The organism is Streptomyces vulcanius (assembly GCF_042653945.1).
Taxonomy (GTDB): domain Bacteria; phylum Actinomycetota; class Actinomycetes; order Streptomycetales; family Streptomycetaceae; genus Streptomyces; species Streptomyces mangrovi.
The window spans coordinates 273,695-288,132 of record NZ_JBHSFK010000008.1 but is presented as its reverse complement, the minus strand read 5'-3'; the positions used below and the strand labels follow the sequence as shown (position 1 = coordinate 288,132).

Annotated in this window: 13 protein-coding genes; 7 read left to right on the top strand and 6 right to left on the bottom strand. The window is 71.3% G+C overall.

The features are described from left to right. Window positions 1-13: 13 nt before the first annotated feature. From ACFPIH_RS15115 to ACFPIH_RS15105, 3 genes are all read right to left on the bottom strand, one after another. Window positions 14-2,407 carry a dolichyl-phosphate beta-glucosyltransferase gene (locus ACFPIH_RS15115; RefSeq protein WP_381171976.1) on the bottom strand — a complete coding sequence of 798 codons (2,394 nt, stop codon included), beginning with the start codon at window positions 2,405-2,407 and terminating at the stop codon, window positions 14-16. Next, window positions 2,404-3,105 carry a GntR family transcriptional regulator gene (locus tag ACFPIH_RS15110; protein WP_381171974.1) on the bottom strand — a complete coding sequence of 234 codons (702 nt, stop codon included), beginning with the start codon at window positions 3,103-3,105 and terminating at the stop codon, window positions 2,404-2,406. Before ACFPIH_RS15110 ends, ACFPIH_RS15115 begins: the two co-directional genes overlap by 4 nt. A 148-nt stretch (window positions 3,106-3,253) precedes the next feature. Then, on the bottom strand, window positions 3,254-4,609 hold the full coding sequence (locus tag ACFPIH_RS15105; RefSeq protein ID WP_381171972.1) for an aspartate aminotransferase family protein: 1,356 nt from the start codon (window positions 4,607-4,609) through the stop codon (window positions 3,254-3,256). Window positions 4,610-4,815: 206 nt separating this feature from the next. On the opposite strand from ACFPIH_RS15105, the gene ACFPIH_RS15100 reads away from it, so the two are divergent. Further along, complete coding sequence (locus ACFPIH_RS15100; RefSeq protein WP_381171970.1) at window positions 4,816-6,942, top strand: protein kinase domain-containing protein; 2,127 nt, start codon at window positions 4,816-4,818, stop codon at window positions 6,940-6,942. 108 nt (window positions 6,943-7,050) lie between these two features. Next, complete coding sequence (locus ACFPIH_RS15095) at window positions 7,051-8,592, top strand: substrate-binding domain-containing protein (protein ID WP_381171968.1); 1,542 nt, start codon at window positions 7,051-7,053, stop codon at window positions 8,590-8,592. 3 nt (window positions 8,593-8,595) lie between these two features. Here the strand turns inward: ACFPIH_RS15095 and ACFPIH_RS15090 are convergent, their stop codons facing one another. Beyond that, complete coding sequence (locus ACFPIH_RS15090) at window positions 8,596-9,324, bottom strand: SLATT domain-containing protein (RefSeq protein ID WP_381171966.1); 729 nt, start codon at window positions 9,322-9,324, stop codon at window positions 8,596-8,598. Window positions 9,325-9,559: 235 nt separating this feature from the next. Between ACFPIH_RS15090 and ACFPIH_RS15085 the strand changes: the two genes are divergently transcribed. The 5 genes from ACFPIH_RS15085 to ACFPIH_RS15065 all read left to right on the top strand — a co-directional run bounded on the left by ACFPIH_RS15085 (window position 9,560) and on the right by ACFPIH_RS15065 (window position 12,293). Next, on the top strand, window positions 9,560-9,916 hold the full coding sequence (locus tag ACFPIH_RS15085; protein ID WP_381171964.1) for a YbaB/EbfC family nucleoid-associated protein: 357 nt from the start codon (window positions 9,560-9,562) through the stop codon (window positions 9,914-9,916). Window positions 9,917-9,975: 59 nt separating this feature from the next. Then, the gene (gene recR / locus ACFPIH_RS15080; protein ID WP_381171962.1) at window positions 9,976-10,575 is read left to right on the top strand and encodes a recombination mediator RecR; all 600 of its coding nucleotides are present in this window, start codon (window positions 9,976-9,978) and stop codon (window positions 10,573-10,575) included. Then, window positions 10,568-11,230 (top strand): DUF5063 domain-containing protein, encoded by a 663-nt coding sequence (locus ACFPIH_RS15075; protein WP_381171960.1) that lies wholly within the window; start codon window positions 10,568-10,570, stop codon window positions 11,228-11,230. Before recR ends, ACFPIH_RS15075 begins: the two co-directional genes overlap by 8 nt. 247 nt (window positions 11,231-11,477) lie before the next feature. Then, window positions 11,478-11,663, top strand: a complete 186-nt coding sequence (locus tag ACFPIH_RS15070) for a hypothetical protein (protein WP_381171958.1) — start codon at window positions 11,478-11,480, stop codon at window positions 11,661-11,663. Between the two features lie 123 nt (window positions 11,664-11,786). Then, on the top strand, window positions 11,787-12,293 hold the full coding sequence (locus tag ACFPIH_RS15065) for an SgcJ/EcaC family oxidoreductase (protein WP_381171956.1): 507 nt from the start codon (window positions 11,787-11,789) through the stop codon (window positions 12,291-12,293). Here the strand turns inward: ACFPIH_RS15065 and ACFPIH_RS15060 are convergent. After that, window positions 12,290-13,642 (bottom strand): sensor histidine kinase, encoded by a 1,353-nt coding sequence (locus ACFPIH_RS15060; RefSeq protein ID WP_381171953.1) that lies wholly within the window; start codon window positions 13,640-13,642, stop codon window positions 12,290-12,292. The genes ACFPIH_RS15065 and ACFPIH_RS15060 overlap by 4 nt on opposite strands. Next, complete coding sequence (locus tag ACFPIH_RS15055; RefSeq protein ID WP_381171951.1) at window positions 13,639-14,397, bottom strand: response regulator transcription factor; 759 nt, start codon at window positions 14,395-14,397, stop codon at window positions 13,639-13,641. Before ACFPIH_RS15055 ends, ACFPIH_RS15060 begins: the two co-directional genes overlap by 4 nt. Window positions 14,398-14,438: the final 41 nt, after the last annotated feature.

Genomic DNA, 14,438 nt, shown 5'->3' with positions numbered 1-14,438 from the left:
GCTCCTCCAGTCGTTACTCGTGCAGGTCCCATACCCACACACCGTCCGTCCGCCTACCGGGTCGGCCCACCAGTTTGTTCACGGTCTCACGCAGGACGTCCGCGTTCGGCTGCGGGGCCAGTATGAGGGCGCCCGCATGCCAGTACGCCAGGTCTTCGGCGAATTCCTCCCGCGCGGCGGAGTCGATCACCTGCGCGACCCCCGAGTACCGGATGTCCCGCAGCAGGCTCGCCGTGAAGCGGAGCGGGACGCCGTAGACGCCGGTGCGGTCGCCGTCGCCGAAGGGGCGGTTGAAGTAGCCGCCGGGCATCCGGAAGCCGAGGCCGGCCTCCGTCTGCCAGTGCAGCGCCTCCGCGTTCTCCGGCTCGGCGAGCGGCACGGGGACCAGCGTCTCTCCGCCCTGGACGTACGACTTCCAGGTCCCGTCCGTGAAGAACGCGGGTGTCGCGGCGCGGGGCTCGGACTTCAGGGGCGCGGGGAGGAGGGGGAGGAGGGCGAGGGACACGGCGGCCAGGGCCGTGTACCGGATGTATCCCTTACGGATCGCCGTCAGTTCGGCGAGCGCGAGGGCGAGCAGCATGCCCAGGGCCGGGGCGCAGATGATCGCCACCCGGCTCTCGATCACCGATTCGAAGAGGGGGAGGCCGTCGAGGAGGGCCCAGGGGCCGGGCGGGCCCATGGAGAGTACGGCGGCCGCCAGCGCCGTCGCCGCCAGGGCCCGGACCACCGGTCGTCGCCGCCACAGCAGCACGGTGATCGCGAGGGCCAGCAGGGCCAGCGGCCAGCCGTAGAAGGCGTTCTGCTCGGTGGGGTTGAGGGAGAGGGTCCTCACCGCACCGGCGTCGCCCGCGATCAGTGAGCGTTCGGCGAACGTCAGCAGTGCGCGCAGGGAGTTGGCGGTGCCGGGGGCCGTGCCGTGGTCGATGCCGTCGTAGCTCTGGGGGCCGGAGAACTGCCAGGCCAGCGGGTAGACGACGATCGGGAGGCAGACGGCGGCGGCCGCGGCCAGGCCGCGCAGCAGGGGGCGTACCGAGGAAAGGGCCACCGTCGGGCGTACGGCCGCGTAGGCGACGGCGAAGAGGAGCATGCCCATGGCGGCGAGCAGCAGTGGCTCCTCGCCCAGGAAGAACTGGTAGGCCGCCATGAGGCCGAGCAGGACGGCGTCGCGCCCCGGCCGGGCGCCCGTGCACAGCCTCAGCGCGCGGTCGATGATCAGCGGGATCATGAAGAGGACCACGAAGTTGGGGTGCGCGTTGGCGTGGCTGACCAGGGGTGGGGCGAAGGCGGCCAGGGTGGCTCCGGCGGCGGCCGCGCCCCGTTGGCCGACCAGGCGTTTCACGATCAGCCAGTACCAGGCGGCGGCGGTCGCGGCCAGGCCCAGGGTCATCACCAGGCTCAGGGTGACCGCCGGGCCGAAGAGCAGGGTGACCGGGGCGAGGGGGACGGACAGGCCCAGCATGGCCGTGTTGGCCATCAGGTTCACGCCGTCGGGGAAGCCCTGGAGGTCGGTGAAGAGGGGGTTGCGGAGGTGGGCGATGTTGTCCGCCGTCGCCGCGAAGAACCACTCCCACTGGTTCTGGTCCTGGAGGGAGTCGGTGAGGTAGCGGTGGGCCGGGTCGAAGAAGCGGCCGGAGTAGAGGGTGAGGGAGAAGAGCAGGAAGAGGAGGACGGAGGCGAGGTCCGGGCGTCGTAGTACGGCCAGGTCGCGCAGGAAGCGCAGGTAGTCGAGGGGGCGGACCTTCGAGCCGGGGCGGTGCGACCAGCGGACCGGGACCTCGGCCACCGGCCAGCCCGCCTCGCGGAAGTGGCGCAGGACCTCCACGTCGATCGCCCAGCCGTCCAGGCGGGAGGCGGCGAAGGCGGCGCGGGCCTTGTCGCCGTCGAAGAGCTTGAAACCGCACTGGGTGTCACGGATGCCGCGGACCGCGGTGGCGCGGATGAGCAGGTTGCCGGCCTTGCCGAGGAGTTCGCGGGCGCGGTGCTGACGGTCGCCGAGGGCCGCGCCGGGGAGGGCGCGGGAGCCCACGGCCGCCGCGTGGCCCTCCGCGAGGGCGTGCTCCAGCCGCGCCAACTCCTCGGCCGGGGTGGCGAGATCGGCGTCCGTGACGAGGATCCGGCGGCCCCGGGTGGCGGCGATACCGGTGCGCAGGGCGTGGCCCTTGCCCCGGCCCTCGGCGGCGACGGCCCGGATGCGCGGGTCGTCGCGGGCGCTGACGAGTTCGCGGGTGGCGTCCGTGGAGCCGTCGTCGGCGACGACGATCTCCCAGCGCGCGGCGGTCTTTTCGAGGTCGAGATGGCGTACGAGCGCGTCGAGGGTGGGCCCGAGCCGCAGTTCCTCGTCACGCGCCGGAACCACCACGGAGAGGTCGATGACGTCCTTCTCCGTTGTCGTGTCCAGCTCCGTCATCCCGCCGCCAGTCGCTCGACCAGGGCGAGGGAGTCCGTGTTGTACGAGGTGAGGATCTCGTGGGCCCGCGCGGTGTCGCGGTGGTAGAGGGCGTCGACGAGTTCGGGGTGGCCGGACCAGAGCTGGCCGCGCAGATCGGTCAGGCGGCGCAGGTGCTGCACCGTGCACACCCAGGTCTGCACGCGTAGCCGGTGCAGGAAGTCGGCGAGGTAGGGGTTGCCGAACAGGGCGCTCAACTCGCGCCAGAAGCGCAGGTCATAGCCGATGAGGATGGTGAGGTCACCGGCGGCCGCGGCCCGTTGGGCCTCGTCCCCGCGCCGGCGGATGCCCGCGACAGCGGCGGCGATACGCGGGTCGTCCGGCCGGTGGTAGCGCTCGCCGCTCTTCTCCAGCCGCAGGAACATGCCCTCGATGATCAGGGAGCGGGCCTCGATCATGCCGCGGTGGTCCTCGACGGTGTACTCGTGTACATGGAAGCCCCGATGCTGGTCGGCCTCCAGCAGTCCCTGGGCGGACAGGTCGACGAGGGCCTCGCGGACCGGGGTCGCGGAGACGCCGTACTGTTCGGCGATCTCCTTCACCGTGAACTCCTGCCCGGGTTGCAACCGCCCCGCCAGCACCTCGTCGCGGAGCGCGTCGGCGATCTGCTGCCGCAGGGTGCTGCGCGTCACGGCACCGTTGCCGCTGCTGCCGGGCATGTTCGGGGCGTCTCCCTCGCTGCGTCAGGTGTGAAAAAACGGCGTACTCGTACACAACTACGAGCACGCCACCTTACGCGTTCGAGGATTTCAAGACCCCGCACAAAGAGCGTGCGCGACCTGTCCTGCTCCTGTGCCTCCGATGTCGCTAATCCGTGTACTCGTCGGCTACCGAAAGTGCTGTGTCAAGGGCCGCGAGACCCTCCTTCACCTCCGACTCGGAGACGTTGAGCGGCGGCACGAAGTGGGTGCGGTTCATGTTCACGAAGGGCCACACGCCCGCCTTCTTCGCGGCGGCGCCGAACGCGGCCATCGGGGCGTTCGCCTCCCCGGCCGCGTTGTAGGGGACCAGCGGTTCGCGCGTCTCGCGGTTCCTGACCAGCTCCACGGCCCAGAACATGCCGACGCCGCGTACCTCGCCGACGCTCGGGTGCCGCTCGGCGAGGGCCCGCAGCCCCGGCTCGACGACGGTCTCGCCCAGGTGCCGCGCGTTCTCGACGATCCCCTCCTCCGCCATGGTGTTGATCGTCGCGACGGCGGCGGCGCAGGCCAGCGGGTGCCCGGAGTACGTCAGCCCGCCGGGGTAGGGCCGCTTCCCGAAGGTCTCCGCGATCGCGCCGGAGATGGCGACCCCGCCCAGCGGCACATACCCGCTGTTGACTCCCTTGGCGAAGGTCATCAGATCGGGCGTGACGTCGTACAGGTCGGCGGCGAACCACTCGCCGGTCCGTCCGAAACCGGCCATCACCTCGTCGAGGACGAAGACGATCCCGTGCTTGTCGCAGATCTCGCGCACGCCCGCGAGGTAGCCGGGCGGCGGCGCCATGATCCCGGCGGTGCCGGGGATGGTCTCCAGGACGATCGCGGCGACGGTCCCCGGTCCCTCGAAGGCGATCGTCGTCTCCAGGTGCTCCAGGGCGCGGGCGCACTCCTCCTCCTGCGTCCGCGCGTAGAAGCGGGAGCGGTACAGGAACGGCGCCCAGAAGTGGACGACCCCGGCGGCGGCGCCGTCGGAGGCCCAGCGGCGCGGATCGCCGGTGATGTTGATCGCCTGCTGGGTGCCGCCGTGGTAGGAGCGGTAGGCCGCGAGCACCTTGGGCCGGCCGGTGTGCAACCGTGCCATGCGGACCGCGTGCTCGACGGCGTCCGCCCCGCCGTTGGTGAAGAAGATCTTGTCCAGGTCGCCGGGGGTCCGTTCGGCGATCAGCCGGGCGGCCTCCGACCGGGCCTCGATCGCGAAGGCGGGCGCGAAGGTGGTCAGGCGGGCGGCCTGGTCCTGGATCGCGGCGACGACCTTCGGGTGCTGGTAGCCGATGTTGGTGTAGACGAGCCCGCTGGTGAGGTCGAGATACCGCTTGCCGTCGTAGTCCCAGAAGTACGAGCCCTCCGCGCCGGCCACGGCGAGCGGGTCGATGAGTTCCTGCGCGGACCACGAGTGGAAGACGTGCGCGCGGTCCGCGGCCTTCACGGCGGCGCCGGCCTGGGGATCGATCTGGGGAGTCATACGGGCGAGCGTAAATGTCCGCGATGCGGAAAAGACATCGGCGACCTGTTCTGTGGACGGGGGGAATCCGCGACAGGTTGTCGGGCGTGCGCACGGTGAGGAGCGGCGGGCCCGTTACGGAACCGTAGACATCGCGCCACGCGCCTCACCGAAAGGCCGGTTTATTCTCGGCACGATCACACTTGTGGGGGAAAGGCGGCTCTGCGATGGAGAAGCTGGGGCCGGGGGATCCGCAGCGCATAGGAAGCTACCGGCTGCTCGCGCGGCTGGGAGCGGGCGGGATGGGGCAGGTCTACCTGGCCCGTTCGGACCGGGGACGGACCGTCGCCGTGAAGCTGGTGCGCCCTGAACTGGCCGAGCGCGAGGAGTTCCGCGCCCGGTTCCGGCGGGAGGTACGCAACGCCCAGCGGGTCGGCGGCTTCTGGACCGCGCCCGTCCTCGACGCCGACACCGAGGCCGCCGTGCCCTGGGTGGCCACCGGGTATGTCGCCGGGCCGAGCCTCCAGCAGGTCGTCGGCCACGACCACGGCCCGCTGCCCGAGCGGTCCGTGCGCATCCTCGCCGCCGGGCTCGCGCACGCGCTCACCAACATCCACGCGGCCGGGATCGTCCACCGCGACCTCAAGCCGTCCAACGTGATGGTGACGATCGAGGGGCCCCGGGTCATCGACTTCGGTGTCGCGCGGGCGATGGAGAGCGTCAGCGGCGAGGGCGGCGGTCTGACGCAGGCCGGCGCGATGGTCGGCTCGCCCGGCTTCATGGCCCCCGAGCAGGTGCGCGGCGAGCAGATCACCCCGGCCAGCGACGTCTTCTGCCTCGGCTCGGTCCTCGCCTACGCCGCCACCGGTGTGCTGCCCTTCGACGGCGGCAGCGGGGTGCACGCGCAGATGTTCCGGATCGCCGAGGAGGAGCCCGACCTGTCCGGCGTCCCCGAGGGCATCGCCGACCTGGTGCGGGCCTGCCTCCGCAAGGACCCCGCCGCCCGTCCCACCCTCCCCCGGATCCTGGAGCTCTCCGGCGCCCACGACACCGTCTCCGACGGGCGCTCCCGCGACCCCTGGCTGCCGGGCAGCCTGGTCGCCCAGCTCGGCCGGCACGCCGTACGGCTGCTGGACGTGGAGAACCCGGAGGGGACGGGGACGACGACCGGGGGGCCGTCGGGCTGGTTCGAGACACGGCCGGGAGCGGCGGCGGGGGCTTCGGGGGCGGCCGGGGTGTACGACCACGAGGAACGGGGTTTCGAAGGGGGCGAAGACGTGGCGCCGGGCCATGCGGCGGCTGCCGGTGGCCGCCCCGGGCAGGGCGGGGCGCCCGGGCGCGGCGCGGCTGCCGGATATGGTGCGGCCCCCGGGAACGGTGCCGCTTCCGGGAACGGTGCCGCTTCCGGGCACGGTGCCGACCCCGGGCACGGTGAGGGCCGCGGGCACGGTGCGGCCCCCGGGCACGGTGCGGCTTCCGGGCACAGTGAGGGCCGCGGGCACGGTGCGGCTTCCGGGCAGGGCGGACGCGGTCATGAGGCCGCTCCCGAGCACTCCGGTCCGCCCGATGCCTTTCCCACGATGGTCGCCGGCGTCGGCGCGGTCCCGCCGCAGCCAGGCGCCCCGGCGCATCCGGCCTACGGCGCCGGCGGCGGCGCCCAGCAGCATCCGCAGCCCGGGTACGGGAACCCGTACCAGCCGCCGGGCGGGCCGCCGCCGTACAACCCGTACGCGGGTGGTCCCGCCGCGGACGCCTACGGCCGCGGCGCACCCGAGGAAGAAGAGGAGCCGGGCCGCCGCAGCGGCCGGACCACCGCGCTGCTCGTGACGATCGCCCTGGTCGTGGCGCTCGCGGCGGGCGGTTCGGTGTACGCGTTCCTGAACGGCGGCGGGGACGACGGCGGGAAGGCGCAGGCGGGCACGGAGCCGACCCGCACGACCGCCACGGACGACGCCCCCACCCCCGCGGGTTCCGCGTCGGAGTCCGCCTCCCCGTCCGCCTCCGCGACCGGCGGCGTGATCCCGGCCGGTTTCCTCGGCACCTGGACGACCACGTTCGACGTCGACGGCGCGAAGAACACGCGCCGGCTGACCATCGAGCAGGGCGCCGTCGGCGACGCGGTGCTGGCGCTGGTCGCCGAGGGGGCCGGATACCGCTGCGAGTTCACCGCGGACCTCACCGAACGGCCGGGAGGGGACGGACCGCTGGAGATCGGCCCGTCCAAGGTCACGACCGGAGAGCCGCGTTCCTCGTGCAGTCCGGGCGAGGCCACCGAGGTCACCCTGCTGTCCGGCGGACGGCTGCAACGGGTCAACCCCAGCAGTGGGGAGAAACTGACCTACACCCGTCGGTGAACGTCCGGCGAACGTCCGTCGACGAGTCCCGACGGCCCCCCGATGTGGCTCAGGACACACGTACGGTGAACTCAAAAGCGACTGTCGGGAGTTGCGGGGGCACCCACAGTGGAGTGGCTGAGCGCGGAGAACGTGGTGGCCATCGCGACGGCCGTCGTCGGCATCGTCGCGTCGGGCGTGATGGTCTGGTACGAGCGCAGAGTGCCCAGACGCAAGCGGATCGGCTACCGGGTGCAGATGGACAACCCGATCGGCGACGACGTCAGTTCGGGCCGCGCCAACCGCCGGATAGGTCTCTTCGCGGACACCCCGAACATGGCCGACGCGACGCTGGTCCTGCTCCGCGTCGAGAACGACGGCTCGCAGAGCATCGTCCGTGACGACTACACGGGCCCCGAACGCCACGGCCTCACCGCCGTGTTCACCGACCGGACCATCCGCGGGGTGTCGGTCACCCAGCCGGCCCACACCGACCACCTCATGCCGCACTTCACCGAGGACCGGGGTTTCGGCTTCGAGGGCGGCACGCTGCGCATCCCGCGCGTCCCGCTGAACCGGGGTGATCACTTCAAGCTCCTCGTGCTGCTCTCCGGCGGCGACGTCGGCCGCGGCATCCGGCTGGTCGGCGGCCTGAGCGACGGCGAGGTCCACCCCAACCACAGCGCCACCCCGGACGACGTCCCGCCGCTGTTCAGCCGGGCGGCGCGGCTGATCTCCGTGATGCTCACCCTCTCCGTGGTGACCCTCGCAACGATCATCGTGGTCCGTGACGACGTCCAGCCGCCGATCGGCTGCCGCCCCGGATCGCTCACCGTGATCGGCTCGACGGCGTTCGCGCCGGTCGTCCGCGACGCGGCCAAGGCCTACGAACGCTCCTGCGAGGGCGCCCACATCACGGTCGACGCGCACGGCTCCACCGCCGGACTCCGCGAGCTGACGACGGAGGGCCAGAAGGCGAAGAAGGGCTCCCCGCCGGTCGTGGCGCTCTCCGACGGGCCGGGGCCGAGCGGCCGGCCGGAGCTGGCGGAGAACCGGGTCGCCCTCTCGGTGTTCGCGCTGGTCGTCCACGACGGTGTGGCGCTGACGAACCTCTCCACGACGGACGTACGACGGCTGTACCTGGGCAGGATCACCAACTGGCGGCAGCTCGGCGGGCCGGACCTGCCGGTGGTGCTGGTCAGCCGGGACGCGAACTCCGGAACCCGGCAGGTGTTCCAGCGGCGGGTGCTGAACCGGCGCAGCGAGATCGCGAACTCCTCCGTCGACTGCGTGCGCAAGGACGACCCGACGGCGCCCGTCGTGCGCTGCGAACTCGACTCCACCGAGCAGGTGCTGAGCACGGTGGCCGCGACGCCGGGCGCGATCGGCTACAGCGAGCTCAACGTGGCCCGGCAGGCGAAGGGCCTGCACCCGCTCGACCTGGACGGCGACCCGCCCTCGGTCGACGCGATCGAACACGGCACGAGCGACTACCCGTACCGCGAGACCGAGTACGCGTACACCTACGGCCTCCCGTCGGACACCTCCCTGGCGTCCAACTTCCTCACCTACCTGATCCGGGGCAACGGCCAGTCCAGCATCCGCACCCACGGCCATCTGCCCTGCTGGTCCCCGGACGGCCTCCGCCTCTGCGCAAGCCCCGCGAGTTAGCGCTCACCGAGGCTCCGGCGGGCGCTGCCGGGGCATGTTGGGACGGCCGTTCGCCCCCGGGGGCAGGGGGAACCGGCCCACCCCGGCCCCGCCCTCCTGCCGTACCGCCGACCCCACCGCCGTCTGGATGCCCAGCGGCGCCGACCCGGTCCGGAACTCCACCATCCAGTCCGCGGTCTCCACCCGCACCAGCTCCATCACATCGTCCGAGAACCGCCGCAGCACCCCCAGACACCGTTCGGCGGCCTCGCCGGCCGTCCCCTCCGCCGGCCCCAGCACCTCGCGCACGCTCTCGCCCGCCCAGTCGAACTGCAGCACCTGCAACCGCCGCTGCACGGCCTGCGCCGTGGCCACGTCCCTTATCCACCCCGAGGTCACCCCGAAGAACCGGTCCACCCCCACACACGCCACCGCCAGCAACAGCGCCAGATACCCCCAGGGCGCCACCCCGCTCATCACCCCGGTGAGATCCAGCAACGGCAGCGCCGCCCCCGCGAACGCGCCCGCCGCCGCCCCGCCGCGCAGCGCCCGCGCCCCCCGCCGCTTCCACACCCGGTCGGAGAGATACCAGGCGGCCGTGTCCAGCGCCCCCCGCTCCACCCACCGGTACAGCTCGTCCAGCCGCTCCGCGGGCTCGCCCCAGTCCCCGAGCGGAAGCGCCCGCCCGGTCAGATCGCCCGGCCGCAGCTCCGCGGCGCCCTCGCCCCGCCCGTCCTCCGGCTGCTGCCCCACCCGGCTCTCCCTAATGACTCGGTCACTCCGCGTAACGGCTGATGCTGATGTGCCGATCCTTTACTACCGCCCAATGGGTGGCGAAGAGAAAGCTTTCGCTGCTTTTCCCCCTGAAAGGCGGCCTTGATCAGGTATGGGCCACGGAGGCGACTCACTCGAAAGAGTGGCAGGGCGACGGGCTCATGGAGCACGTAGGCTCAGCGGTAGACAGGAAAAGCCAGACAGGAGCTGATTCGTGATTCCCGGTGGTGGCCAGCCCAACATGCAGCAGCTGCTCCAGCAGGCCCAGAAGATGCAGCAGGACCTGGCGAACGCGCAGGAGGAACTCGCGCGGACCGAGGTCGACGGCTCTGCGGGCGGCGGCCTGGTGAAGGCGACCGTGACGGGCTCCGGCGAACTGCGTGCCCTGGCGATCGACCCCAAGGCGGTCGACCCGGACGCTGCGTCCATCGAAGAGACGGTCGAGACGCTCGCCGACCTGATCGTGGCGGCAGTACAGGCGGCGAACGCCAACGCCCAGGCGCTCCAGCAGCAGAAGCTCGGCCCCCTGGCGCAGGGTCTCGGCGGCGGTATCCCCGGCCTGCCTTTCTAAGACGGCCACGGCCAACTAGCGTACGTACCGCAAGGAACCCAGGAAGGGACGGCAGTCCGTTGTACGAAGGCGTGGTCCAGGACCTCATCGACGAACTGGGGCGGCTGCCCGGCGTCGGTCCCAAGAGCGCGCAGCGGATCGCCTTCCACATCCTCCAGGCGGAGCCGACGGACGTACGGCGCCTCGCGCACGCCCTGCTGGAGGTCAAGGCGAAGGTCCGCTTCTGCGCGACCTGCGGAAACGTCGCGCAGGAGGAGCTGTGCGGCATCTGCCGGGACCCGCGCCGCGATCTGACGGTGATCTGCGTGGTGGAGGAACCCAAGGACGTCGTGGCGATCGAACGGACCCGCGAGTTCCGGGGCCGCTACCACGTCCTCGGCGGAGCGATCAGCCCGATCGAGGGTGTCGGTCCCGACGACCTGCGTATACGAGAACTTCTCGCGCGGTTGGCCGACGGTTCGGTGACCGAGCTGATCCTTGCCACGGACCCCAACCTGGAGGGCGAGGCCACCGCCACCTACCTCGCCCGCATGATCAAGCCCATGGGCCTGAAGGTCACCCGCCTGGCCAGCGGCCTCCCGGTGGGTGGCGACCTGGAATACGCGGACGAGGTGACTCTCGGCCGTGCCTTCGAGGGGAGACGACTCCTAGATGTCTGACGCCACGCTGCACGCGACCAACCAGAACCCGGACGACTTCTCGGTCCAGATCGCGGACCAGATCGAGAGTTTCCTGGTAGCCGTCACGGAGGTGGCCAAGGGCGACGAACCGGACTCGGCGGTCCCCTTCCTCCTGCTGGAGGTCTCCCAGCTCCTGCTGGCCGGCGGGCGGCTCGGCGCGCACGAGGACATCGTTCCCGACGAGCGCTACGAGCCCGACCCGGGTCCGGAGCCGGACGTGGACGGACTACGCGAGAACCTCGCGAGGCTGCTGGAGCCGATCGACGTCTACTCCGAGGTCTTCGACCCCTACGAGCCCCGCAAGGCGCGGGTCCCGGCCCGGCTCTCCGACGACCTCGCCGACGTCATCACCGACCTCCGCCACGGCATGGTCCACTACCGGGCCGGCCGCACCACGGAAGCCCTGTGGTGGTGGCAGTTCTCCTACTTCTCCAACTGGGGCTCCACCGCCTCCGCCACCCTCCGGGCCCTGCACTCGGTCCTGGCCCACGTCCGTCTGAACCAGCCCCTGGAAGAACTCGACGGCCTCGACACCGACCAGCCGGCCATGGGCGACGAGACCCTCGAATTCGAGGCGGGCCAGGTCATGGCGGAGGAGATCGGCGAGCATCTGGGCATGGGCCAGGTCAAGTAAGCCCCCGCCGGGTCCGTACAACTCTTCGAGTACGTCGGCCGGTTGGCGGGCCTGCTCGCGGATCGCCCGTGCTGCCGGACCGGGGTGCCAGTCCTGCGGCTTCAGTCGGTCGTTCAAGCGGTGAGCGCTCGGTGGGCATGGTGTACCTGCCTACACCCTCGGTTTGGGGGCGCGCTCCCTCGTTTGCGCAGGTCGGAGACGGGATCGTTTATCCCGTCAGCAAGACCTACCGACCTTGGGAACGAAAATGAAGACGCTGCTCTCCTCCCGCCCCGTCCTGTGGTTCCTCTTCCTCTTCAACCTCGCCGTCGCGGCCGTCGCCCCCTTCGTGGTCGACGGTTCGCAGGGCGTCATGACCGCTGTGGGCATGGGCGTCGTGTCGCTGGGTGCGGGCGTCAGCCTGGTGCGGGACCGGGGCAAGAAGGTGGCCTAGGAGAATTGGCAGGGTCTTGTATGTGCCCTGTACGACGGCTGCACGGGCGCTAACCGGCGGAACGCGAGTCTTGAGTCATCCCAACAGGGACTCCCAACAGGCCCCATCCGCACAGGAGTTGCGATGACCCGCAAGACCCGCATACGCGCCGCCCTCGTCACCGCCACCGCCCTCGTCACCGCCGCCACGGTGACGGCCGGGGTCAGTGCGGCCGGCCCCGAGAAGTCCCGTTCGTCGGAGAAGCCCTCCAAGAAGCAGATCGCCGCCCTCTTCGACGGCTGGAACGCCGCCCTGCAGACCGGTGACCCCGACAAGGTGGCCGACCGTTACGCCAAGGACGCGGTTCTGCTGCCCACCGTCTCCAACAAGGTCCGCACCGACCGCGTCGGCATCGTCGACTACTTCCACCACTTCCTGGAGAACAAGCCGGTCGGCAAGAAGGTCCAGACGATCGTCAACGTCCTCGACAGCAACTCCGCCATCGACACCGGTGTCTACGAGTTCACCCTCACCGACCCGGCCACCCAGCAGAAGCGTGTCGTCGAGGCCCGCTACACCTACGAGTACGAGAAGCGCGGCGGCACCTGGCTGATCGTGAACCACCACTCGTCCGCGATGCCCGAGGGCTAGGAAGTCCTGGGCGCGGCCCGGAGCGTGATGCGTACGCACAGGCCGCCCCCGGGGGCGTCGGTCAGGCTCACCGTCCCGCCGTCGTCCGTCAGCAGCTGTTTGACGACGGCGAGGCCGAGCCCGGAGCCGGAGCGCCCGGTCAGGCCCTGACCGCGCCAGAAGCGGTCGAAGGCGCGGGACTTCTCCGCGTCGGACATGCCCGGTCCCTCGTCCGCGACGGACAGGACCACCTCCCTGGGCCCGGCCTCGGTCCGGACGGTGATCGTCCCGCCGTCCGGTGAGACCTCCAGGGCGTTCGAGAGCACGTTGTCCAGCACCTGGTCCAGATGGCCGGGGCTGGCCAGCACAGACGGCCGGTCGTCGACCCCCACCCCCCTGAGCGCGATGGTGACTCCGCGCTCGTCGGCGGCCGGTCTCCACACCGCGAGGCGTTCGGCCACGATGTCGGTCAGCGGCAGCGGCTCCGCCGCCGTGACCTTCGCCTCGGCCCTCGCCAGCACCAGCAGGCCGTTGACCAGGCGGCTCATCCGCACCACCTCGGCGGTCGCCTGCTCCACGTCCTCCCGGACGAACTCGTCGTCCACCCCGTCCGCGATGTTGTCCAGCGACAGCCGGAGCGCGGTGAGCGGGGTGCGCAGCTGGTGGGAGGCGTCCGCGACGAAGATGCGCTGCGAGGCGATCAGGGTGTCCAGGCGTTCGCCCGCCGCGTTGAGGGTGCGGGCCAGGGTCTGGGTCTCCTCGGGGCCCGTCACGGGGGAGCGGGCGGTGAGGTCGCCGTCGCTGAACCTGCTCGCCATGGAGTTGAGCGCGCGCAGCGGCGCGGTGATCCGGCGGGCGGCGAACGCGCCGATCGCGGCCGCCGCGGCCAGGACGAGTACGGCGAGCGTGGCCCGGAAGCCCCAGATCTGCCAGAACCGGGTGGTCATGTCCGAGGTCGAGTAGACGATCCGTACGGCCGTCTCTCCCTGGGCGGGCACGGTGACCGTCAGGTGCTTGCCCCAGATGAAGTCCGAGCCCCAGTCGGTCGTCGGGTCGTTCTTCGCCACGGCCCGGGTCAGGGCCGCGCCCGCGGCGGGCCTCGGCAGGTCCGGGGCGCAGCTGCTGGTGGGGGTCACCTGGACGGCACCGGGGGTCTCTTCGCGGTATGCCCTGGCCACCTCGGTCAGGGCCTCGCACGAGATGCGGTCGCCGTTGCCCAGCAGCAGCGCCATGGTGTTGGCCTCGCGCAGGACGGACAGCTCGGTGTCGTCCCGCAGTTGCTTGGTGAGCGTGAAGGCCACCGGCACCGTGAACAGCAGGATGGCGACCGCGACGATCAGGATGTAGCTGCGGATGAGCTGCCGGTTCATGAGGACTCTGTGTCCCTGACGATCTCCGGGGCCTTGACGATCTCCGGGGCCTTGACGATCTCCGGGGCCTTGACGATCTCCGGGTTCTTGACGATCTCCAGGCGGAAGCCGACGCCCCGTACCGCCTCGATGGTGATGACGCCCGCGAACTTCCGGCGCAGCGCCGCCACGTGCACGTCCAGCGTCTTCGTCGGCCCGAACCAGTTCGCGTCCCAGACCGCTTCCATGATCTGTTCCCGGGACATCAGTGCGCCCGGTTCCTCGGTGAGGAAGGACAGCAGGTCGTACTCCTTGGGGGCGAGGGAGACCTCCGCGCCGTCCACATGGACCCGGGCCGCCTTGCGGTCGACGGTGAGGCGGCTGCCGTACCGGTCCGCGCCGCCGCCCTCGTCCGGGGTGCGCGGCTGGACGCGGCGCATCACGGCCCGTATCCGGGCGATGACCTCCCGCACCCCGAACGGCTTGGAGACGTAGTCGTCCGCGCCCAGTTCCAGGCCGACCACCCGGTCCGTCTCGTCGCTGCGCGCGCTGATCACGATGATCGGCACGTTCCCGCGCTCGCGCAGCGCCTTGCAGACGTCCAGGCCGTCGGTGTCGGGCAGGCCGAGATCGAGGAGTACGACGTCGTAGGGGCCGGAGTGGGCGAGGGCGGCGGCGCCGGTGGTGACCCAGTCGACGTCGAAGCCGTAGCGTCTGAGCCCGCGCCGCAGGGACTCCGCGACCGGCTCGTCGTCTTCCACCAGGAGTACGTGCACGGATCGCAGGTTAGTCGTAGATCACTGCTTGAAACTTAATT

What these genes read in the sequence shown, in the direction of transcription:
- ACFPIH_RS15115 (WP_381171976.1), bottom strand. Translation starts at nt 2,407, where the DNA reads ATGACGGAGCTGGACACGACAACGGAGAAGGACGTCATCGACCTCTCC.
- ACFPIH_RS15110 (WP_381171974.1), bottom strand. Translation starts at nt 3,105, where the DNA reads ATGCCCGGCAGCAGCGGCAACGGTGCCGTGACGCGCAGCACCCTGCGG.
- ACFPIH_RS15105 (WP_381171972.1), bottom strand. Translation starts at nt 4,609, where the DNA reads ATGACTCCCCAGATCGATCCCCAGGCCGGCGCCGCCGTGAAGGCCGCG.
- ACFPIH_RS15100 (WP_381171970.1), top strand. Translation starts at nt 4,816, where the DNA reads ATGGAGAAGCTGGGGCCGGGGGATCCGCAGCGCATAGGAAGCTACCGG.
- ACFPIH_RS15075 (WP_381171960.1), top strand. Translation starts at nt 10,568, where the DNA reads ATGTCTGACGCCACGCTGCACGCGACCAACCAGAACCCGGACGACTTC.
- ACFPIH_RS15070 (WP_381171958.1), top strand. Translation starts at nt 11,478, where the DNA reads ATGAAGACGCTGCTCTCCTCCCGCCCCGTCCTGTGGTTCCTCTTCCTC.
- ACFPIH_RS15065 (WP_381171956.1), top strand. Translation starts at nt 11,787, where the DNA reads ATGACCCGCAAGACCCGCATACGCGCCGCCCTCGTCACCGCCACCGCC.
- ACFPIH_RS15060 (WP_381171953.1), bottom strand. Translation starts at nt 13,642, where the DNA reads ATGAACCGGCAGCTCATCCGCAGCTACATCCTGATCGTCGCGGTCGCC.